Source organism: Pseudomonas sp. KCJK9111 (genome assembly GCF_046231935.1).
GTDB classification, from domain to species: Bacteria; Pseudomonadota; Gammaproteobacteria; order Pseudomonadales; family Pseudomonadaceae; genus Aquipseudomonas; species Aquipseudomonas parafulva_B.
The window spans coordinates 1-20,401 of the sequence record NZ_JBJJMO010000021.1 but is presented as its reverse complement, the minus strand read 5'-3'; the positions used below and the strand labels follow the sequence as shown (position 1 = coordinate 20,401).

Annotated in this window: 15 protein-coding genes; 12 read left to right on the top strand and 3 right to left on the bottom strand. The window is 63.1% G+C overall.

Annotated features, from left to right (window positions below; translation table 11 throughout):
- Positions 1-174 precede the first annotated feature (174 nt).
- The 11 genes from pedF to ACK59L_RS09850 all read left to right on the top strand — a co-directional run bounded on the left by pedF (position 175) and on the right by ACK59L_RS09850 (position 10,697).
- Positions 175-636 carry a cytochrome c-550 PedF gene (pedF, locus tag ACK59L_RS09900; protein ID WP_058605249.1) on the top strand — a complete coding sequence of 154 codons (462 nt, stop codon included), beginning with the start codon at positions 175-177 and terminating at the stop codon, positions 634-636.
- Positions 633-1,526 carry a substrate-binding periplasmic protein gene (locus ACK59L_RS09895; RefSeq protein ID WP_409273295.1) on the top strand — a complete coding sequence of 298 codons (894 nt, stop codon included), beginning with the start codon at positions 633-635 and terminating at the stop codon, positions 1,524-1,526. The genes pedF and ACK59L_RS09895 overlap by 4 nt, the downstream gene beginning before the upstream one ends.
- A gap of 9 nt (positions 1,527-1,535) precedes the next feature.
- Entirely contained in the window at positions 1,536-2,300 is a 765-nt protein-coding gene (locus ACK59L_RS09890; protein WP_409273293.1) for a quinoprotein dehydrogenase-associated SoxYZ-like carrier, read from the top strand.
- A gap of 40 nt (positions 2,301-2,340) precedes the next feature.
- Positions 2,341-3,273 (top strand): quinoprotein relay system zinc metallohydrolase 1, encoded by a 933-nt coding sequence (locus ACK59L_RS09885; protein WP_409273291.1) that lies wholly within the window; start codon positions 2,341-2,343, stop codon positions 3,271-3,273.
- Positions 3,274-3,415: 142 nt separating this feature from the next.
- Positions 3,416-5,206: a PQQ-dependent alcohol dehydrogenase PedH gene (gene pedH / locus ACK59L_RS09880; RefSeq protein ID WP_409273289.1), complete on the top strand. Its 1,791-nt coding sequence runs from the start codon at positions 3,416-3,418 to the stop codon at positions 5,204-5,206.
- 118 nt (positions 5,207-5,324) lie between these two features.
- Positions 5,325-6,845, top strand: a complete 1,521-nt coding sequence (locus ACK59L_RS09875) for an aldehyde dehydrogenase family protein (RefSeq protein WP_409273287.1) — start codon at positions 5,325-5,327, stop codon at positions 6,843-6,845.
- 119 nt (positions 6,846-6,964) lie between these two features.
- A complete protein-coding gene (gene pqqA, locus ACK59L_RS09870) occupies positions 6,965-7,036 on the top strand; it encodes a pyrroloquinoline quinone precursor peptide PqqA (protein ID WP_003253598.1) in 72 nt (23 codons plus the stop codon).
- 63 nt (positions 7,037-7,099) lie between these two features.
- Positions 7,100-7,372: a pyrroloquinoline quinone biosynthesis peptide chaperone PqqD gene (gene pqqD, locus ACK59L_RS09865; protein ID WP_058637242.1), complete on the top strand. Its 273-nt coding sequence runs from the start codon at positions 7,100-7,102 to the stop codon at positions 7,370-7,372.
- Between the two features lie 87 nt (positions 7,373-7,459).
- Positions 7,460-8,623 (top strand): alcohol dehydrogenase-like regulatory protein ErcA, encoded by a 1,164-nt coding sequence (ercA, locus tag ACK59L_RS09860; protein ID WP_058605255.1) that lies wholly within the window; start codon positions 7,460-7,462, stop codon positions 8,621-8,623.
- The gene (locus ACK59L_RS09855) at positions 8,607-10,334 is read left to right on the top strand and encodes a NahK/ErcS family hybrid sensor histidine kinase/response regulator (RefSeq protein ID WP_409273284.1); all 1,728 of its coding nucleotides are present in this window, start codon (positions 8,607-8,609) and stop codon (positions 10,332-10,334) included. The genes ercA and ACK59L_RS09855 overlap by 17 nt, the downstream gene beginning before the upstream one ends.
- Positions 10,335-10,556: 222 nt before the next feature.
- Positions 10,557-10,697, top strand: a complete 141-nt coding sequence (locus ACK59L_RS09850; protein ID WP_409273282.1) for a hypothetical protein — start codon at positions 10,557-10,559, stop codon at positions 10,695-10,697.
- 40 nt (positions 10,698-10,737) lie between these two features.
- Here the strand turns inward: ACK59L_RS09850 and ACK59L_RS09845 are convergent, their stop codons facing one another.
- Together ACK59L_RS09845 and nhaA are read right to left on the bottom strand one after the other, a co-directional pair.
- Positions 10,738-11,595, bottom strand: coding sequence for an SDR family oxidoreductase (locus ACK59L_RS09845; RefSeq protein ID WP_196135026.1), 858 nt, complete (start codon positions 11,593-11,595; stop codon positions 10,738-10,740).
- A 154-nt stretch (positions 11,596-11,749) separates the two neighbouring features.
- Positions 11,750-13,087: a Na+/H+ antiporter NhaA gene (nhaA, locus tag ACK59L_RS09840; RefSeq protein WP_409273280.1), complete on the bottom strand. Its 1,338-nt coding sequence runs from the start codon at positions 13,085-13,087 to the stop codon at positions 11,750-11,752.
- A gap of 229 nt (positions 13,088-13,316) precedes the next feature.
- Here nhaA and ACK59L_RS09835 point away from each other — a divergent pair, with 229 nt between their 5' ends.
- Complete coding sequence (locus ACK59L_RS09835) at positions 13,317-17,654, top strand: NEL-type E3 ubiquitin ligase domain-containing protein (protein ID WP_409273278.1); 4,338 nt, start codon at positions 13,317-13,319, stop codon at positions 17,652-17,654.
- Between the two features lie 51 nt (positions 17,655-17,705).
- Here the strand turns inward: ACK59L_RS09835 and ACK59L_RS09830 are convergent, their stop codons facing one another.
- Positions 17,706-20,132, bottom strand: coding sequence for a TonB-dependent siderophore receptor (locus ACK59L_RS09830; protein WP_409273276.1), 2,427 nt, complete (start codon positions 20,130-20,132; stop codon positions 17,706-17,708).
- Between the last annotated feature and the right edge of the window lie 269 nt (positions 20,133-20,401).

Genomic DNA, 20,401 nt, shown 5'->3' with positions numbered 1-20,401 from the left:
GTGGCCGGGAAAACTTCCCAGCGCCAACCTCTTTTCGCACTTCGTCGCAAGCCCTACTACCAAGGAACGAACACCCGACCACCAAAGCAGCATACGGCCCCGGCGCTGTGGTTTCTAAGATGGCGGCACGGCCTCTGTGGTTGAGGCCTTGCGTGCAACCGTGAGGGCATAACAATGACAATCAAACGCAACGTCGTGCTTGCTGCAGGCCTGTTGGCCGGTGCCGTGTTGACCGGGTCGGCCTGGGCCCACGGCAACGTGGTGCCTCAGGCGGTGGAAACCCAGGGGCTGACCCCGATCAAGGATGCCGGTGTGAGCCTGGATGCCGATGGCTGGGCGGCGGTCAACCCTTACCGGGAGTCTCCCGAGCACGACAAGGCGGTGGAAATCGGCGCGTCGGCGTACAACCAGAACTGCGCAGCGTGCCATGGTCTGGAAGCCAAGTCCGGCGGCATCGCACCTGACCTGCGCATGCTCGACGTCGGCGAAGCGGGTGATGAATGGTTCGTCGAACGTGTGCGTCACGGTGCGGTGCGCGATGGCCGCGTGTACATGCCCAAGATGGCGGACTACCTGAGCCAGGAAGCGCTATGGGCGGTGCGCACCTACCTGGACAGCGTGCACGTGGACGAATGAACGTCGTGCGCCACTGGGCAGCCAGGCTTTGCGCCATCGCCGGCCTGCTGCTGTGGGGGGCGGCGGTGCAGGGGCAGGTGCGCAATTACGATTCGATCATCGCCGCAGGCGAGCTCAAGGTCGCGGTCTACAAGGACTTTGCCCCCTACAGTTTCCAGGACCATGGCCAGGCCCGTGGGGTGGACGTGGAGCTGGCGCAGGCGCTTGCCGACGCGATGGGCGTGCGGCTGCAGCTGATCTGGGCGCCGCCTGGCGAGAAGCTCGACGACGACCTGCGCGATTACATCTGGCGAGCAAGTCCGCTGCGTCACCAGCAGTTGGCCGATGTGATGATGCGCGTGCCTTACGACCAGGCGTATACCCAGAAGCGCAACGAACTGGGCGAGCTGGAAAATGGCCAGGTGGTGATGTTCGGCCCTTACCAGCAGGAGCGCTGGCAGGTGGCGTTTGATCGCAGGCGCCTGCCGTCGGTTGGCAGTATCGCGGCACTCAAGGGCCACCCGGTCGGGGTCGAGGTAGACAGCGTGCCTTCGTTCTACCTGACATCGGTGTTCGACGGGCTACTGCGTGCCAGCGCACGCCACTACCCCAGCGTGCAGCGGGCGTTTGCGGCCATGGGCCAGGGCGAGGTGGATGCGGTGATGGCCATGCGCGGTGAAGTGGACTGGCAACTGCACCAGGCCCGCAACCCGCATCTGCAGGTGGCTGAAAACGCCTACCCCAGCCTGGGCAAGCAGGTGTGGGAAATCGGAATGGCGGTGCATGAAAGCAACCGGCAGCTGGCCTACGCCCTGGAAGAAACACTCGAAGCGATGATCCGCGAGGGTCGCATGCAGGCGCTCTACGCGCACTACGGGCTGCGCTATGAGGTCCCGGAGATGTACCAATAGGAGCGAGCGATGAACTGGCGAGCGGGGTTGGGGCTGGTGTGCATCCTGGGCTGGTCGGCTTATGGGCAGGGTGATGGGCCTGCCAGCGATGCCGACCCTGTCCCTTCGGTGATGTGGGCGTTCTACCACAAGCAGATCCTGAACCAGGCGCCGTTCGTCTTCGATGATCGGGTCAAGCTGCTGGCGCCGCCTTTTGCCGAGGATGCCCGCCAGGTCCCGCTGGAGATCGATGCCAGGGCCTTGCCTGATGTGGTGCGGATTCTGGCCTGGGCCGAGCTCAATCCATTACCGCGCATCGTCGACTTCGAACCAGGGGAACAGGTCATGCCTTGGCTGTCGGTGCGCATCCGGGTCGAGCAGGCCACGCCGTTACGGGCAGCTGCGCTGACCCGCGACGGCATCTGGCATGTGGGGTCGGCCTTGGTCGACGCAGCCGGTGGGGGTTGCACCGCACCCAGCGTGGTGCGCACCCAGCCAGGGTGGGAGGAGCATCTAGGGGAAGTGCTCGGCGGGCGCTATCGGCGCCAGGAAGGCAGCCGCTTGCGTCTGCAGATCGCTCACCCCATGGACAATGGGCTGGTCAGCGGGATTCCGGAATTTTTCATCAACCAAGCTGAGCTATTGGATGAACATGGGCAACGGTTGGCGGCGTTGGTGCTTTATCCGGCGGTGAGTGAAAACCCAAGCCTTGGGTTCGATGTGCGCGCACCAGGGCCTACCCGCCTGGTGCTGCAGGACAACAGCGGCAATCGGTTCGAAGCCGCCGTGCCCTGAACGTGACTGGCTTGTTTTCATGCTCAACAGGAGGCACCTGATGCGATGGATCATGCTCTTGCTGCTGGGCGTGGGCCTGCCGGCGGTGGCCGACTTCGACTACCGGCTGGCGCCGCGCCAGATCGCCCAGGGCACCTGGGTGCTTGAAGGTAGCACCGAGAATTTCGCCAAGGCCAACGGCGGCAATGTCGTGAACACGGCGTTCATCGTGACCGACACTGGCGTGGTGGTGATCGACAGCGGGCCATCCAAGCGCTATGGGGAGGCCTTGCGCCAGGCAATCGCCGGGGTCACGAACAAGCCTGTCATCGAAGTCCTGTTGACCCACCACCACCCTGATCATGTGTTGGGTAACCAGGCATTCGCCGATGTGCCGATCGCTGCGCTGGCCGGTACGACCGAGCTGTTGCGCCAGCAGGGCGATGCCATGGCTGAGAACATGTACCGTTTGGTCGGCGATTGGATGCGTGGCACCGAAGTGGTCTTGCCCACCGAGGTGGTCCAACCCGGCGTGCGTGAAGTGGGCGGGCATCGATTGCGCCTGTTAGGGTTGGCAGGGCATACCGGCGCTGACCTGGCCATTTTCGATGAGACGACCGGCGTGCTGTTCGCTGGCGACCTGGTGTTCTACGAGCGCGCCCTGACCACGCCCAACAGCCCGGGGTTGGACGTCTGGCAGCGTGACCTGGACACGTTGCAGGCCTTGCCCTGGAAACAACTGGTACCGGGCCATGGCCCTGTCGCAAGCGATACCAGGCCCTTTGTCCAGATGCACGATTACCTGGGCTGGCTGGACGGCCTGATGCGCGAAGGCGCCGAGCGGGGCGCCGACATGGTCGAGCTGATCCGCAGCCCTGTGCCTGAACGGTTTGCCGCGATCAGCCTGACGCGCTATGAGCTGATTCGAAGTGTCAGCCACCTGTACCCGCGCTATGAAAAGCAGGTAATGCAACGGGTGGATCTCAGGCCCTGATAACGGCCAGGCCTAGTGCTCTTGTACCAAGGAACTAGGGTTTTGCGTATTGCGGTCAATTGCTGGCAGCCAGGGCGGGAACAAGAATTCCCGCCACACCGGGAAAATTTCCCGGCATAACAAAAAGCCAAAGGTAGCTGCCATGACCCGTACTCCATGCCGTCCCGTGTTTGCCTTGAGCCTTGTGTTCAGCGCCTTGCTGCTCGCCGGCGCAGCCCATGCCGGCGTCACCGATGCCGAAATCCTGCAAGACCCCAAGAACCCCCAGCAGATCGTGACCAACGGGCTGGGCGTGCAGGGCCAGCGCTACAGCCCCTTGGACATGCTTAACACCGGCAACGTCAAGGAGTTGCGGCCGGTTTGGGCATTCTCCTTCGGCGGGGAGAAGCAACGCGGCCAGCAGGCGCAGCCGTTGATCAAGGATGGGGTCATGTACCTCACAGGCTCCTACTCACGGGTATTTGCCGTGGACGCACGCACCGGCAAGAAACTGTGGCAATACGACGCCCGCCTGCCCGACGATATCCGCCCTTGTTGCGATGTCATCAACCGAGGTGTTGCGCTGTACGGCAACCTGGTCTTCTTCGGCACCCTGGATGCCAAGCTGGTAGCCCTGAACAAGGACACTGGCAAGGTGGTGTGGAGCAAGAAGGTGGCTGACCACAAGGAAGGCTACTCCATCAGCGCTGCACCCATGATCGTCAACGGCAAGCTCATTACCGGCGTTGCCGGGGGCGAGTTCGGGGTGGTGGGCAAGATCCAGGCCTACAATCCGGAGAACGGCGAGTTGCTCTGGATGCGGCCCACCGTCGAGGGCCACATGGGCTATGTCTACAAGGACGGCAAGGCCATCGAGAACGGCATCTCGGGCGGTGAAGCCGGCAAGACCTGGCCGGGCGACCTGTGGAAGACCGGCGGTGCTGCTCCCTGGCTGGGCGGCTATTACGACCCGGAAACCAACCTGATTCTGTTCGGCACCGGTAACCCCGCCCCCTGGAACTCGCACCTGCGTCCCGGCGACAACCTGTATTCGTCCTCGCGCCTGGCACTGAACCCGGACGATGGCACGATCAAGTGGCACTTCCAGAGCACGCCACACGACGGCTGGGACTTCGACGGTGTCAACGAGTTGATATCGTTCAACTACAAGGACGGGGGCAAGGAGGTGAAGGCCGCCGCCACGGCTGACCGCAACGGCTTTTTCTACGTGCTCGACCGCACCAACGGCACGTTCATCCGCGGCTTCCCCTTCGTCGACAAGATCACCTGGGCCACGGGCCTGGACAAGGACGGCCGCCCGCTCTACAACGACGCCAGTCGCCCGGGTGCGCCGGGCAGCGAAGCCAAGGGCAGCTCGGTCTTCGTCGCCCCAGCATTCCTGGGCGCCAAGAACTGGATGCCCATGGCCTACAACCGTGACACCGGGCTGTTCTACGTGCCTTCGAACGAATGGGGCATGGACATCTGGAACGAAGGCATCGCCTACAAGAAAGGCGCAGCGTTTCTGGGCGCAGGCTTCACCATCAAGCCGCTCAACGAGGACTACATCGGCGTGCTGCGTGCCATCGACCCGGTCAGCGGCAAGGAAGTCTGGCGCCACAAGAACTACGCCCCGTTGTGGGGTGGGGTGTTGACCACCAAGGGCAACCTGGTCTTCACCGGCACCCCTGAGGGGTTCCTCCAGGCTTTCGATGCCAAGACCGGCGAAAAGGTGTGGGAGTTCCAGACCGGCTCCGGTGTGCTCGGCTCACCCGTGACCTGGGAGATGGACGGCGAGCAGTACGTCTCGGTGGTCTCCGGCTGGGGCGGCGCAGTGCCGCTGTGGGGCGGGGAGGTGGCCAAGCGGGTCAAGGACTTCAACCAGGGCGGCATGCTCTGGACCTTCAAGCTGCCCAAGCAACTGCAAGGCACCAGCGCGACTGCGCAGCGCTGAACCCTACTACCAAATGACGAGCGCCCCGCTGCCAACGATGCATTCGCCTGGCAGGCGGGGCTTTTTACCATCGTCGTATCGCCTGTCGCAGGCAGGCATCGACCCGCAGAGGCTCAGCATGATCTACGCACAACCCGGAACCCCAGGCGCCCTCGTGTCTTTCAAACCACGCTATGGCAACTTCATCAACGGCCAGTTCGTACCGCCAGTGGCGGGGCAGTATTTCACCAACAGCTCGCCGGTCAACGGCCAGCCGATCGCCGAGTTTCCTCGGTCCACGGCCCAAGACGTGGACAAGGCCCTGGACGCCGCCCACGCCGCCGCCGATGCCTGGGGCAGGACGTCGGTGCAGGACCGCGCGCTGATGCTGTTGCGCATCGCCGATCGCATCGAGCAGAACCTGCAGGTACTGGCGGTCACCGAAACCTGGGACAACGGCAAGGCCGTGCGTGAAACGCTCAATGCCGACGTGCCGCTGGCGGCGGATCATTTCCGCTATTTCGCCGGCTGCATCCGGGCTCAGGAGGGCGGCGCCGCCGAGATCAACGAGGGCACCGTCGCCTACCACTTCCATGAACCGCTGGGTGTGGTGGGGCAGATCATCCCCTGGAACTTCCCCTTGCTGATGGCCGCCTGGAAGCTGGCCCCGGCACTGGCCGCCGGCAACTGCGTGGTGCTCAAGCCCGCCGAGCAGACGCCGCTGTCGATTACCGTCTTCGCTGAGCTCATCGCCGACCTGCTGCCGGCTGGCGTGCTCAACATCGTCCAGGGGTTTGGCCGTGAAGCCGGGGAGGCCCTGGCCACCAGCAAGCGCATCGCCAAAATCGCTTTCACAGGCTCCACGCCGGTGGGCTCGCACATCATGAAGTGCGCCGCGGACAACATCATTCCCTCGACGGTAGAGCTGGGCGGCAAATCGCCGAACGTATTCTTCGAGGACATCATGCAGGCCGAACCGGCCTTCATCGAGAAGGCGGCCGAAGGGTTGGTGCTGGCCTTCTTCAACCAGGGCGAGGTGTGCACCTGCCCGTCGCGGGCGCTGATTCAGGAATCGATCTACGAGCCGTTCATGGCCGAGGTGATGAAGAAGATCGCCAAGATCAGCCGTGGCAACCCGCTCGATACCGAGACCATGGTCGGTGCGCAAGCCTCCGAACAGCAGTACGACAAGATCCTGTCCTACCTGCAGATTGCCCAGGACGAAGGCGCTCAGTTGCTGACCGGCGGCGCTGCCGAGCGCCTGCAGGGCGACCTGGCCAGCGGCTATTACATCCAGCCCACGCTGCTCAAGGGCGACAACAAGATGCGCGTGTTTCAGGAGGAGATCTTCGGGCCCGTGGTGGGCGTGACCACCTTCAGGGACGAAGCCGAGGCGCTGGCCATCGCCAACGACAGTGAATTCGGGCTGGGTGCCGGCGTGTGGACCCGCGATATCAACCGTGCCTACCGCATGGGCCGCGGGATCAAGGCCGGGCGTGTCTGGACCAACTGCTACCACTTGTACCCGGCGCACGCTGCATTCGGGGGCTACAAGAAGTCGGGCGTGGGCCGTGAAACCCACAAGATGATGCTCGACCACTACCAGCAGACCAAGAACCTGCTGGTGAGCTATGACATCAATCCACTGGGCTTCTTCTAAGGCCCAGGCACCGCCGCCCATGGGCGCCGTGAGTTCGTTCCAAAGTAGCATTTGGCCCTGCGGCTGCCCGTGCATTAATGGCTGTACCGGAATCGTCCGGCACAAGAAGAGGACACGCCATGTGGACCAAACCCGCCTTCACCGACTTGCGCATTGGCTTTGAAGTGACGATGTACTTCGCTAACCGTTGATCCGCCCTCCGGCCACCCACGCGGTGGCCGGTGTCTTTCTACCCGCCAGGAACAATCTGGGCCGTGGAGCCGATCACCCGTCAGCAGGCCTTGCAAGTGCACCGTCGGGCCCGCTTGCGCTGGGAGCCGAGCACAGGCATGCATGTGCTGCAGTGCCCGGGCGTGGTCATCGAACTGAACGGCAGTGCTGGCTGGGTGCTGGAACTGCTGGACGGTCAGCTCAGCGTGGCGGGTGTCATCGAGTGCTTGCGTCAGCGCTTTGCCGATGTGCAAGGTCTTGAGGAGGACGTGCTGGGCTTTCTCGAGCTCGCCAGGGCCAGGGCCTGGGTCGAGTGAACACGATGCCACCTAGGTCTGGTTGATTTCGTTGATGGATGCATTACGCTGGCACTCACCTTCAGAACAATAAGAACAGGCTTGCCCATGAGCCAGAGTTTCAGCCCGCTTCGCAAATTCGTTTCGCCTGAAATCATCTTCGGTGCCGGCTGCCGGCATAACGTGGCCAACTACGCCAAGACTTTCGGGGCCCGCAAGGTGCTGGTGGTCAGCGACCCTGGGGTGATCGCTGCCGGGTGGGTGGCCGACGTCGAGGCCAGCCTGCAAGCCCAGGGCATCGACTATTGCCTCTACAGCGCGGTCTCGCCCAACCCGCGGGTCGAGGAGGTGATGCTCGGCGCCGAGATCTACCGGCAAAACCATTGCGATGTCATCGTCGCAGTCGGCGGGGGCAGCCCGATGGACTGCGGCAAGGCCATCGGCATCGTGGTGGCGCACGGGCGCAGCATCCTTGAGTTCGAGGGCGTGGACATGATCCGCGTGCCCAGCCCCCCGCTGATCCTGATCCCGACCACGGCCGGCACCTCGGCGGATGTGTCGCAGTTCGTGATCATCTCCAACCAGCAAGAACGCATGAAGTTCTCCATCGTCAGCAAGGCGGTGGTGCCCGACGTGTCGTTGATCGATCCGCAGACCACCCTGAGCATGGACCCGTTCTTGTCGGCCTGTACCGGGATCGATGCCCTGGTGCACGCCATCGAGGCGTTCGTCTCCACTGGCCACGGCCCCCTGACCGACCCGCATGCCCTTGAGGCCATGCGCCTGATCAACGGCAACCTGGTGCAGATGATCGCCAATCCGACCGACATCAGCCTGCGCGAAAAAGTCATGCTGGGCAGCATGCAGGCGGGGCTTGCCTTTTCCAATGCCATCCTCGGCGCCGTGCACGCGATGTCGCACAGCCTGGGCGGCTTCCTGGATCTGCCCCACGGCCTGTGCAACGCCGTGCTGGTCGAGCATGTGGTGGCTTTCAACTACAGTTCGGCGCCCGAGCGCTTCAAGGTGATTGCCGAAGTGATGGGCATCGATTGCCGGGGCCTGAACCACCGGCAGATCTGCGCGCGCCTGGTCGAGCACCTGATCGCCCTGAAATACGCCATGGGTTTTCATGAAACCCTTGGGCTGCACGGTGTGCGCACCAGCGATATTCCATTCCTGTCGCAGCACGCGATGGACGATCCGTGCATCCTGACCAACCCACGCGCCTCCAGCCAGCGCGACGTCGAGGTCGTTTATGGCGAAGCCCTCTGAAGCGCAGCAGCGAGCCCTGGCCGGGCTGCTGGGGCTGGGCGACCAGTCCGCGCGCAAGAGTCATTACCCGGAACTGGCCGCGCGGCTGGAGGAACTGGAAGCTGAGCGCAACCGCTACAAGTGGTTGTTCGAACATGCCGTTCACGGGATCTTCCAGGCCAGCTTGCAGGACGGCATGCGCGCCGCCAACCCGGCCCTGGCGCGGATGCTGGGCTATGACGACCCCCAAGCCGTACTGTTTTCGCTGACCGACCTTGCCGCCAACCTTTTCGTCGGGGGCGCTCAGGAACTGCACGCCATCACCACGACCCTGGCGCGCGAGCATAGCCTGCACGGTTACGAAACCCGCCTGCGCCGTCGCGATGGCAGCCACATCGACGTGCTCATGAACCTGCTGCGCAAACCTGGGCATGAAGGTTTGGTGGAAGGGTTCGTGGCCGATATCACCGAGCGCAAGCTGGCGCAGCAGCACTTGCAGCAACTCAACGATGAGCTTGAGCAGCGGGTGGCCGACCGCACCGATCAACTGCTCGAAGCCAACCGCAACCTGCACCAGCAGATCACCGAGCGCAAGCAGATTGCCCGGGCCCTGCGCGACGCCCGGGACGCCGCACAGCTGGCCAACCGCAGCAAAGACAAATACCTGGCGGCGGCCAGCCATGACCTGCTGCAACCGCTCAATGCCGCCCGCTTGCTGATTTCGACCCTGCGCGAGCGGCCGCTCGCGCAGGCCGAACAACTGCTGGTGGAACGCACTCATCAGGCCTTGGAAGGGGCCGAAGACCTGCTGACCGACCTGCTGGACATCTCGCGACTTGATCAGGCCGCCGTGAAGCCGGACATCGGCGTGTACCACCTGAGCACCCTGTTCGCGCCACTGGTGTCCGAGTTCGAATCGGTGGCCGAAGCCGCAGGCATCAAGTTCAGGTCGCGTCTTCCCGACGTTGCCATAAGCACCGATGTGCGGCTGATGACCCGCATCCTGCGCAACTTTCTCAGCAATGCCTGTCGCTACACGTCAAAGGGCGGCGTGCTGTTGGCGGCGCGGCGGCGTGGCCCTGACCTCGAACTGCAGGTGTGGGATACCGGGCGCGGTATCCCTGAAGATCGCCTGGAGTCGATCTTCCTCGAGTTCAACCAGTTGGATGTGGGCCGGGCAGCCGAGCGCAAGGGGGTTGGGCTGGGCCTGGCGATCGTCGAGCGCATCGCCAAGATACTCGAGCATCCGGTACGAGTGCGCTCACGGCCAGGGCGAGGCTCGGTGTTCACGATTCAGGTACCGATGGCAAGCTGTCTGCCAGCGGCCACGGCAGTGGCGCTACCGCAGCCGAGCATGGGCGATCCCCTGCCGGGGCGGCGGCTGCTGGTGCTGGACAACGAGTCGAGTATCTTGCACAGCATGGGCGCCCTGTTGGGGCAGTGGGGCTGTGAGGTCGTCACGGCCCCCGATCAGCATGCAGCCTTGGACGCGCTACAAGGGCAGCCGCCGGAATTGATCCTGGCAGATTACCACCTGGACCACGGCATTCTGGGGTGCGACGTGGTGGAGCGGTTACGTGAGCAGTTCGGGTGCACGATCCCCGCCGTTATCATCACCGCCGACCGCAGCGACGAAGGCAGGCAGGCGTTGCAGGCGCTGGGCATGCCGGTGCTGAACAAACCGGTCAAACCCGGGAAACTGCGCGCGGTGCTCAGTCAACTGCTGACCTAACCGACAATCGGGCAGCGCATTTCACTGAATTTAAGCGTTGGCACGGATATCTCATGGAAGTTGGCCATGCCCGAGTTCGGTAGGTCATGGGACCACGCTCGGGTGAACAAGAACAAGAAGGGGGCTTATATGAGCTGTCTGATATGCGCAGGACAAGCAGAGTCCATCGAATGTGCCGGCGGGTGGGAGCAGCGCCAGTGCGCCCAGTGTGGGTGTTACCGAATGTCCCAGGCATTGATTCTGACGATGATGGAAGAAGGCCAGATATTCGACACTGCTCGCATGCGTCAGTGGCTCTTGGTGAGCAGAGACAGCATGCCAGTGCCCTCCATCGACCGCGCCCAGGCGATCCTGATGCCGTAAGGTGGTGTGGGGGCTCTGCTCGTGCAGAGCCCCGCGTCAGTCAGAGAATGGGCTTGCCGCCTGTGACCGCATAGCGCGAGCCACTGATGTAGCTGGCTTCGTCCGAACCCAGCAGCACGTAGATCGGCGCCACTTCCACCGGTTGGCCAGGGCGGCCCATGGGGTAGCTGGAGCCAAAATTCTTGACGGCTTCGTCGGGCATGGTCGCGGGGATCAACGGCGTCCAGATCGGGCCTGGCGCAACGCTGTTGACGCGCACGCCCTTTTTGGCCAGCAGTTGCGCAAGCCCTGCGGAGAAGTTGGCGATGGCGCCTTTGGTCGCCGCGTAGGCCAGCAGCGATGAAGACGGATCATCGGAGTTGACCGAGCTGGTGTTGATGATCGAGCTGCCTTTGGGCATGGACGGCAAGGCGGCCTTGCAGATGCGGAAGATGGCCGTGATGTTGGTGTCGAAGGTCTTTACCCATTCCTCGTCTTCGATTTCCTCGAACGTTTCGTGGGCCATCTGGAAGGCGGCATTGTTGACCAGAATGTCGATGCGGCCGAACTCGGCCACGGTCTTCTCCACGATCGTCTGGCATTGCTGCTTCTGCGCCAGATCGCCTGGCAGCAGTAGGCACTTGCGCCCGGCTGCCTCCACCCAGCGCTTGGTCTCTTCGGCGTCTTCGTGTTCATCCAGGTAGGAGATGGCGACATCGGCGCCTTCACGGGCATAGGCGATGGCCACCGCGCGGCCGATGCCGCTGTCGCCGCCGGTGATCAGCGCCTTCTTGCCTTCGAGCCGGCCATGGCCGACGTAGGTCTGCTCGCCGCAGTCCGGTACTGGGTCCATTTTCGGCTGGGAGCCGGGCACGTTCTGAGGTTGGGAGGGGAAGGGCGGGGTAGGGTAGTCGCGCATGGTAGAAGCTCCTGCAGTTGAGAATGCTCGTACCTGTTCGAAAGGTCCCGTTGCCCTGGGTTGAGTTGGATCGACGATTGGGACGACGAGCGGCCGTGGGCAACCCCTCAGCGTGTTTCCCCATGCGCTTGAGCATGGGGAAACAGCGTGGGCGCTATCGGTGTTTACCGCGCACGCGCCATGCGCCCCATGCCAGGCCCAGCGAGGCCGCAACCACCGAACCTGCCAGCACGCCCAACTTGGCCGCACCCAGCGCCGCAGGGCTGGCGAATGCCAGGTTGGCGATGAAGATGGACATGGTGAAGCCGATGCCTGCCAGCAGCCCGATCAAGGTGATGCCGCTCCAGTTGACCCCTGGCGGCAACGAGCAGAGCCCCAAGCGCACCATCAGCCAGCTGATGCCGACGATGCCTACCGGTTTGCCGATGACCAACGCCGCCATCACCGACTCCATCACCCAGCGCGGTGTTTCGCTGTCCAGGTTGACGCCCGACAGGCTCACCCCGGCATTGGCCAAGGCGAACAGCGGCATGATGCCGAATGCCACCCAAGGGTGCAGCGCACTCTGCACACGCACCACCGGCGGCAGCACTTCACGTTGCGCCACGCGCAGGTGCTTGAGTGGCGTAAGCAATTGGCTGGCGTCCTGGGCCGCGGCTTTGGCCCGGCCGACCACTTCTTCGCTCAGGCGCGATACGGCCTCTACAGGACGTTCCCACATAGGGCGGCTGGTGACGGGGGTCATCAGCCCCAGGACGACGCCTGCCAGGGTAGGGTGGGCACCGGTCATCAGCACACCCACCCATGTGATTGCGCCAGGGATGACATAGGCGAAGGCCGAACCCACGCCGATGCGCTGCATGATCAGGACCAGCAGCAGGCCCGCTGCCGCGACAGCAAAGCCCAGGTAGTTTAGGCCACCGGAGTAGAACACGGCGATGATCAGCACCGCGATGATGTCGTCGATGATCGCCAGTGCCAGCAGAAAGACGCGGATGTTCGACGGTATCGACTTGCCCAGCAGCGCCAAGACGCCGACCGCGAACGCGATATCGGTGGCTGTCGGCACCGCCCAGCCTTGCTGCTCGCTAGGCGCATGGCCGAAGCCCAGGTAGACCATGGCAGGCACGGCTACTCCGCCCATGGCTGCCACCATGGGCAAGGAGGCCTGGCGCAGGCTGGAAAGGGCACCTTCATGGATCTCGCGGCGAATTTCCATCCCGACCACCAGGAAGAAGATCGTCATCAGGCCGTCGTTGATCCAGAAATGCAGGGACTGGGAATAAACCAGCGAACCGATACCCAGCGTGATCGGCGTGTGCCAGAGGGCGTCGTAGCTGGCGGCGGCTGGGGAATTGGCCCAGATCAGGGCGGCGATGGCGGCGATCAGCAGTACCACACCACTGACGGCTTCGATGTGCAGGAAACGTTCGAGGCTGGCCAGCGCACGCTCGGCCAGTTGCTGTGCTTTGGGGACCTTGGTGTTTTGCATAGGCGCAATGACTCCCGCATGGCGGCCCGACCTGCGTAGCTTTTTTAACCTGCTTCACTGCCCCAAGCAGCTAGCACCCGGGCGCGATTGTAGCGCAAGTGTCCGCGTGTGGGGAGATTGAGGGCGTTGGGGCTATGCACGGCGCTGCGTTCGTGGGGTGTTAGACAACTACCTCAAGGACGTATCCCCAGGCTGGCTGAGTGTCGGTTTTGCAACTCACAGGTGCTTCATGAAAAATACGCCGTTCCCCGACGATTCCGTTGACGCGTTCATTGCTGACCGACTGCCGCCCTGGATGGCAAATGCCACGGTCGAGCAGCTCCAGGGCCTGCACCAGGCGCTGCTCGACCAGCAACGGGCGCGTGAGCAGGTACAAGCCGTTTTCGCTCAGGTGCAGCCTCTTGACGAATTCGCCAGTCCATTGCTGGAGGCGGCACTGCAAAAGCTCTTGCACCAGCCGGTGGATGTCCGAGCTGCAAAGCTTTGCCGCGTTGTGCACCTACGTTACCCGTCTGGTTCCAGCATGGCGCCTGATGGCGTGGTCATCAGGACGCTGGAGCAACCCCTGCTGGCCTGTGCTCTGCACAATTTCGATCGGCGAGAGACCGCCGAGGTAGCCTGGTTACCCCAGTCGAATTTGCTCAATGCCGATGGAACGGTACTGCCCTTGCGTCCTCGTGTTTTTGCGGGTGTGTGCAGGTCCTTGGACCTGGGCGCTGCTTATCAGGAGCACCTCAAGCAGGTACTCTTTGCCGATGACAAGCGCCGAACCGAGGTAAACGCGACCTTTGAAGACGGGTGGCGCAGCAGCCTGTCGGCCGCGGTTGAGCTTGCACGGCTACAAGGTATCGTGAACGGCGCGCTTGTTGATCGCCTGCTCAGTGCCATCGCCGGCACTGGCGGACAACCCACAGGCACATTCAGCGAGCTTCGACTGCTTGGACGAGTGGTAACAGGCATTACCGTTTTCGAACCGTCGCCTGATCAAGCCTCATCCGCACTTAGCGGCCTGCTCGTGTGGATACCGGACGACCCAAATGGCGCCATTGCCACTTACCCCTCCTGGTCGCAGCTGTTTCGTGTCCTTGGCACGCGCTTGCGCGACCCTGCGTACCGGCAGTTCTTCCAACGCTTCATCAAGGAGCATGATCGCCTGCATTTCAGCCAGCGCTTTCAGCATTTGCTGGGCAGCGCAACGGCTGATGTCCCCATCGAACTGGACGGGCGCCACCAGATCATCCACGGCGCACTGATCGCACACCTGCGCAGCGTCCAGGTCGATACCCTGCTCGCAGATGCGCAGGCCCTGGCTGTGCCCAGCACGGTGGTAGACAGCCAGGAGCGCGACAGGCGTACTCACTTGCTCAAGGAACTCGGGCTGGACTTGCTGGGGTTGGCCAGTTTCTTCGTTCCCGAGCTCGGGCTGCCCTTGCTCGCATTGGCGGCGCTCCAGATTACCGATGACGTCATCGACGGCTACCATGAATGGGTCCTGGGCGATCGGGAGGCAGCGCTCGGTCATCTGATATCGGTGGCGCAAAACGTCGTCATGATTGGGGTAGGTGCAGCTGTCGGTGCAGCCGAGGGCCGGATGCTAGCGCGAGAGGGCGTTATCGATGAACTGGCGCCTGTGCTGACGCCTACAGGCCAGCAGCGCCTGGCCAGGGCCGACCTTAGGGGTTATGCAGTCCCTGAAACGAGCCTGATGACGGGGGAGCGGGGTTTGGTCAATGGGCGCCCACATGTGGCCATCGAGGGTAACGCCTATCGGTTGGGGCCTACCGAGCACCGGCCAACGATTGAGCATCCGCAGCGTGACCAAGCCCCTGCCATCATCCTGGAAGACAATGAGGCAGGCGGGATGCGCCATGCACTGGAGCGCCCTCAGCAATGGTCCAACGTCGGTATGCTGGTGGCGCGGCTGGGTTCAAACCTGGGCTCGACACGCCTTGCGGTGGCGCGCGCGGTGATGCGCAGCGTTGGCCTGGACGAAGCCGGACTGCGACGGCTGCATCTTGAAAATGCGCCCGCCCCGGCGCGACTGTGTGACGCGCTGCAGCGCTATGAGCTGCATCAGGCGTTCCCCCGGCTACGTGGGCCAGCCTTCGAATCTCATTGGCAAGAAGTACAGGGAGTGCCCGCGCTTGCGGCAGAGCCGCTGCACCGGGATTTTCCGGGGCTTTCCACGCGCGCTGGCCGGGAGTTGCTCGCGGCCGCCAGCGATACCGAGCTCAGCCAGTTGCTGGAGCAACGCAAAGTGCCGCTTGCACTGGCCGAGCGGGCGCGATGGGCGCTGCATGACGCACGCCTGGACCGTGCATGTGCCGGCTTCGAGCAGCCCAACGCCGTTGACAGCGATACCGAGCGGTTGGCCTTGGCATTGCTGCACCGCGACTGGCCTTGGGCTGCGTCAGTCAAGATAGAAGTGCACGAGGCGCGATTGGGCGGCGCTAGGCGAGCCAGCGTGGGCGCTGACACGGCACCCGAGACCCGCTGCGTGATTCACACGGCACAAGGATATCTGGCAACCGATCATGCAGGACGTCCCTTGCCCGGTGCTGTGGCCACTGACGGATTTTTCCAGGCATTGCTGCGCACCCTTGACCCAGAGCAGCGCGTTGCGATGGGGGTCGCCTCAAGGACGCCCGCCGATCTTGCCAGCGCGCTGGCAGACCGTGCTTTTGCAGACCGGACACAGGCTGCGCGGTTCTTGGGCATGGCACCGGTTGGCAAACCGAGGCCTGCGATGCGCCTTGGCGATGGACGCATCGGCTATGTGCTCAGTGGCCGACCGGAAGGATCACGGCAAGCCATGCTCGGGGGTTACCAGCAGATTTTCCCGACGCTGAGCGACATGGAAATCGAAGTGTATCTTGAGCGGGTGCGCTTGCAGGGCGAGCAACCGTGGGACCACCTGCGCCAATTGCAGCAGTGCCTTGTCGATCTGGGTGACAGCCTGGCAGCCTGGCGCCGAGAAGCAACCACTGCGCCTTTGCCTGAGCGGCGTCGACTGATCGCCCGCCGCATCCGCCAATGCTGGCGGCGTAAGCGACCCGATGCTGACGGCGAGTACCGCCTGACCATCGACAGCGAGCGCATCGACAGCCTTCCGCTGCTGCCTGAGCAAGCATCATTCGATCACGTGACCCACCTGACACTGCGCCGCGCACACTTGTCGAGCATCACTGAGGGGTTTCTCCAGCGGTTCGCTAATGTGCGCACCCTGGACCTGAGCCACAACATGCTGACCAGTGTCCCTGAGGGCATCCAGACACTGACGCAGCTCACCGAGCTGCGCCTGACGCGTAACCAGATCGTGATCGACGACGCAGGCCTTGCCAGGCTCGGCGCGTTGACCAAATTGCGCGTACTTGACCTCTCGCACAACCCGATCGGGCAACTGCCACCCCTGGGTCGACTGCTGGATCTACAGCGTCTGCACTTGCGTGAGACGGGCTTGGAGGAGTTGCCAGTAGAGCTTTATATGCACCCTGCCTTGGAGGATATCGACCTTCGCGACAACCGTATCGCGGACATGAGCCCGACCCTTGCTCATTCCCACCGGCGCTTGGCTGGGCTAAGCCTGCACGATAACCCTGTGCCCGAACCCACCCAGACCGCGCTGCGCAGCACTCTGGGCGAGGCCGGAGCAACGGCGTTGCCTTTGCGCCGTCATGGCCCTGGCGGGCAAGAATCCCTTGAACGCTGGTTGGCGGACTCCAGCCCTGAGGAGCGTGTGATCCGCTCCGAGCACTGGACGGCGCTGACCGACGAACCTGGCAGTGATGACCTGATGCGGTTCTTCAACGACCTCGGGCGTTCGAACGATTATGACTTTCAAGGCATCGATCTGCGCAGGCGCATCTGGGCGTTGATCGAGGTTTGTGTTGAAAATTCGCAAGTCCGTGAAGCTGTCTTCCAGCAGGCAGCGGGCCCGCGCACCTGTGCTGATCAGATGCTGCTGATGCTCAGTCTGTTCGAGGTGCGTGCCCTGGTCGCGACACGCACCGCAGGGCTGGCCGCCGCAGACATGGCGCCTGCTCTGGTGCGTATTGGTCGCGAGCTCTATCGCCTGGACGAGGTGGATCGTGTCGCAGCCCAACACATTGCCAGGGAAAGGGCCACCAACCCCTACGGCCTGATTGATGAAGTGGAGATACACCTGGCGTACCGGGCAGGATTGGTCCGGCCGTTGGGGCTTCCGGCTCAGTCGCGGTACATGTATCACCGGATATTTTCCGACGTCAACGATGTGCGTCTGCGTGAAGCCGCGCGCAGCATTCTGCTGGCAGAAAGCAATGCGCGGATCGCCGATTCACTGCTGCAGCGCACGTTTTGGATCGATTTTCTGCGCACTTCGTATGCGGGCGAGTACGAGACGCTCAACCAGCCCTATCACGTCCGGCTCGAGGCGCTTTTGCAGGGCCAGGAAAGTATGGCCGAGCAGCAGATCCTCGAGGCCGTGGGCACCGTGGCCGATGAGCGTAGCGCGGCCGAGCGCCAGCTGACACTGTCGTTGACCTTGCGGCTGCTGCTGGAGCATCCCTGGGAGGGTGAATTGGCGTGACAACGGGGCCCGTCATTGACGGGCCCGCTCATCGGCCGGCGGGTATGGGCCTCAGAAGTTGTAGCGCAGCGTCGTCATGACGTTGCGTGGGGCGCCGTAGATCCCGCCTGCCGTGGTCGTCAAGTAGCGCCTGTCGAACAGGTTGCTGACGTTCACGCTGGCTGATAGCTGCGGCGTCACCTGATAGCGCGTCATCAGGTTGACCAGCGCATAACTGCTCTGGGTGGTGGCGTAGCTCAGGGCATAGCCCGTTTCGCTTTGCCAGTTGATCCCGCCGCCGACAGTCCATTTGTCCAGCTCGCCCGGCAGGCGGTACGTGGTGAACAGCTTCACGCTATTGCGCGGAATCTCGGTAACGATGCGCTGGTCGTTGTTATCGAAGCTGACGTTGTAGGAGTAGCCCGCCATGACCTGCCAGCCTTCGGCCAGCTCACCGTTGAGCTCAAGCTCTACACCTTCGCTGGTGGTGCCGCTCTCGGCGCGATACGCCTGAAACCCGTTGGGCTGCAGCAAGCGCCCATCGGCGATTGCCAGGTTGTCCTGCTCCACCCGGAACAGGGCCAGGCTTGCGGTCAGGCGTTTGTCGAGCAGATCGGCTTTCAACCCTACTTCGTAGCCTGTGCCTTCTTGCGGGTCGAGGGGCGAGCCCTTGACGTCGCGAATCTGGTTACCTTGCGGGTTGAAGATTTGCGTGTAGCTGGCGTAGGCAGCCCAGGTCTCGTTCAGGTCATAGACCAGGCCAGCATAGGGGATCACTACACCGTTTTCGGTCCGCTCGGTACGTTGACGCGAGCCGGTATAGAGCGCGCTCTTGTTCACCCTGTTCCAGTCGACCACGCGCGCCCCGAGGATCAGCCTGGCGGCATCGCTCAGGTGCAGCCGCGAGGTCAGGTAGCCTGCGTACTGGGTTTCGGTCATGTCGGTGGTGCCGATTTGGGTGAACACCGGCTTGGGGGACGATCCGTTCCAGTTGAAAATGTTGTCGATGGTGTCGTCGTAGCCCGTTCGGGCACTCTGCCAGCCGCCGAAGTTGGATGTGCCTCTTTCCTCGGTCCGTGACAGGGTCACGCCGCCGATCACTTCGTGCTCGCGTCCCAGGGCGTCGAAGGTGCCGGTGAGGTAGGCGTCCAGGCTGTGCTGGGTGGGCGCGGCCTTCCAGCGGGTCGGGTTGATCGTAGCCCCGGCGCCGGTTGCTGGGTCGATTTCGCCATCGACGTAGGCGATCACGGTGTCGTAGTCGTTGCGCGCATGGCTGTACTCCACCTTGCCGCTCCAGCCGTTGGCGAATTGATGTTCTAGCGAAGTGAAGAGGGTGCTTTGCTGCCGATCGTAATAGCTCCAGTCTGGCGCGGTATTGAACGAGCGGGAGAAGTGCGTGCGCGCCCCGTCCGTGGTGAACAGCGGGAAGCCGGTACGAATGGGGGCGGTACTGTGGGTGACCTGATGGCTGAGGCCCACCGTCAGCAGGGTCTCGTCGCCCAGGTCCAGTTCGGTGATGCCATACAGGGTGGAGAGCTGTTGGTCAAAGCGGTCGATCCAGGCGTGCTGGTCCTTGTGATCGGCCACCAGGCGGCCACGCAGCCTGCCGCTTTCATCGAGCGCGCCGCTCACGTCAACGCCCAGGCCGTAGCGGTCCCAGCTTCCGGCCTCTGCGCTCAACTGCACTTGAGGATCAACGGTGGGGCGTTTGCGGATCAAATTGATGGTGGCCGATGGGTTGCCCATGCCGCTGATCAAGCCTGTGGCGCCGCGCACGATTTCCACCCGGTCGTACATGGCTGTGTTCTGGGTGTAGTTGTCCATGTTCGCCGACGTGGGGACGCCGTCGATCTCGAAGTTGCGGATGGCAAAGCCCCGGGACAGGTACGCCGTACTGTCGGCCCCCAGGCTTTCGCGAATGACGGTGATGCCGGTGGTGGCGTCCAGTGCGTCGGTGAGGGTATCGAGCTTCTGGTCGTCCAGGCGCTGGCGCGTCAGGACCGTGATCGATTGTGGGGTTTCCTTGAGTGACAGGTTCAGGCGTGTAGAGCTGCTGGACGATTCGGTGGTGTACGCGCCCGAGCCTTCGGTGAGGGCACCGGGGGCCTTGCCGGAAATGCTCAAGGCGGTCAGTTCCACTGCTCCGCTGGTGCCCGGGGCAGGGGCAAGCACAAGGTAGCCACCGTTAGCGTCGCGACCAAGGCGCAGGCCAGTGCCTTGCAGCAGATGATCGAGCCCTTCCCATGCGCCATAGTTTCCTTGCAGGCCGCTTGAGCGAAGTTCGGCGAGGGCTGTACGGTCGAACGACACCGAAATGGCGGCGCGCTGGGCGTATTCGTCCAGTACGCTGCCGAGCGGGCCGGGGGCGATATCGAAGGAGATTGTCTGCACTTGATCAGCTGCCAGGGCTGGCTGGTGAGCAAGGGGCGAGAGAGCAATGCCCAGCAAGGTTAGGCGCAACATCTGGGCAAGGGAAATTGACGGGTTGCGAAGTGTCATGGCGTGTCCGTTCGTCCTAGGCGTGATCGCGGCTTATCCGCCGCTTTTTTACATGAACGAACGAGCACGACGATTCACCAGGGCTGGCAGAGGATGAGCCACGGCCAGGGCGATACTAAAATCCTCCCATACAACTAGCCGTTGCCGTTGCCGTTGCCGTTGCCGTTGCCGTTGCTGTTGCTGTTGCTGTTGCTGTTGCTGTTGCTGTTGCTGTTGCTGTTGCTGTTGCTGTTGCTGTTGCTGTTGCTGTTGCTGTTGCTGTTGCTTTG

Excerpts from the sequence above, each read along its gene's own strand:
- pedF (WP_058605249.1), top strand. The coding sequence starts at position 175 with ATGACAATCAAACGCAACGTCGTGCTTGCTGCAGGCCTGTTGGCCGGT.
- ACK59L_RS09895 (WP_409273295.1), top strand. The coding sequence starts at position 633 with ATGAACGTCGTGCGCCACTGGGCAGCCAGGCTTTGCGCCATCGCCGGC.
- ACK59L_RS09890 (WP_409273293.1), top strand. The coding sequence starts at position 1,536 with ATGAACTGGCGAGCGGGGTTGGGGCTGGTGTGCATCCTGGGCTGGTCG.
- ACK59L_RS09885 (WP_409273291.1), top strand. The coding sequence starts at position 2,341 with ATGCGATGGATCATGCTCTTGCTGCTGGGCGTGGGCCTGCCGGCGGTG.
- pedH (WP_409273289.1), top strand. The coding sequence starts at position 3,416 with ATGACCCGTACTCCATGCCGTCCCGTGTTTGCCTTGAGCCTTGTGTTC.
- ACK59L_RS09875 (WP_409273287.1), top strand. The coding sequence starts at position 5,325 with ATGATCTACGCACAACCCGGAACCCCAGGCGCCCTCGTGTCTTTCAAA.
- ercA (WP_058605255.1), top strand. The coding sequence starts at position 7,460 with ATGAGCCAGAGTTTCAGCCCGCTTCGCAAATTCGTTTCGCCTGAAATC.
- ACK59L_RS09855 (WP_409273284.1), top strand. The coding sequence starts at position 8,607 with ATGGCGAAGCCCTCTGAAGCGCAGCAGCGAGCCCTGGCCGGGCTGCTG.
- ACK59L_RS09850 (WP_409273282.1), top strand. The coding sequence starts at position 10,557 with ATGTCCCAGGCATTGATTCTGACGATGATGGAAGAAGGCCAGATATTC.
- ACK59L_RS09845 (WP_196135026.1), bottom strand. The coding sequence starts at position 11,595 with ATGCGCGACTACCCTACCCCGCCCTTCCCCTCCCAACCTCAGAACGTG.
- nhaA (WP_409273280.1), bottom strand. The coding sequence starts at position 13,087 with ATGCAAAACACCAAGGTCCCCAAAGCACAGCAACTGGCCGAGCGTGCG.
- ACK59L_RS09835 (WP_409273278.1), top strand. The coding sequence starts at position 13,317 with ATGAAAAATACGCCGTTCCCCGACGATTCCGTTGACGCGTTCATTGCT.
- ACK59L_RS09830 (WP_409273276.1), bottom strand. The coding sequence starts at position 20,132 with ATGACACTTCGCAACCCGTCAATTTCCCTTGCCCAGATGTTGCGCCTA.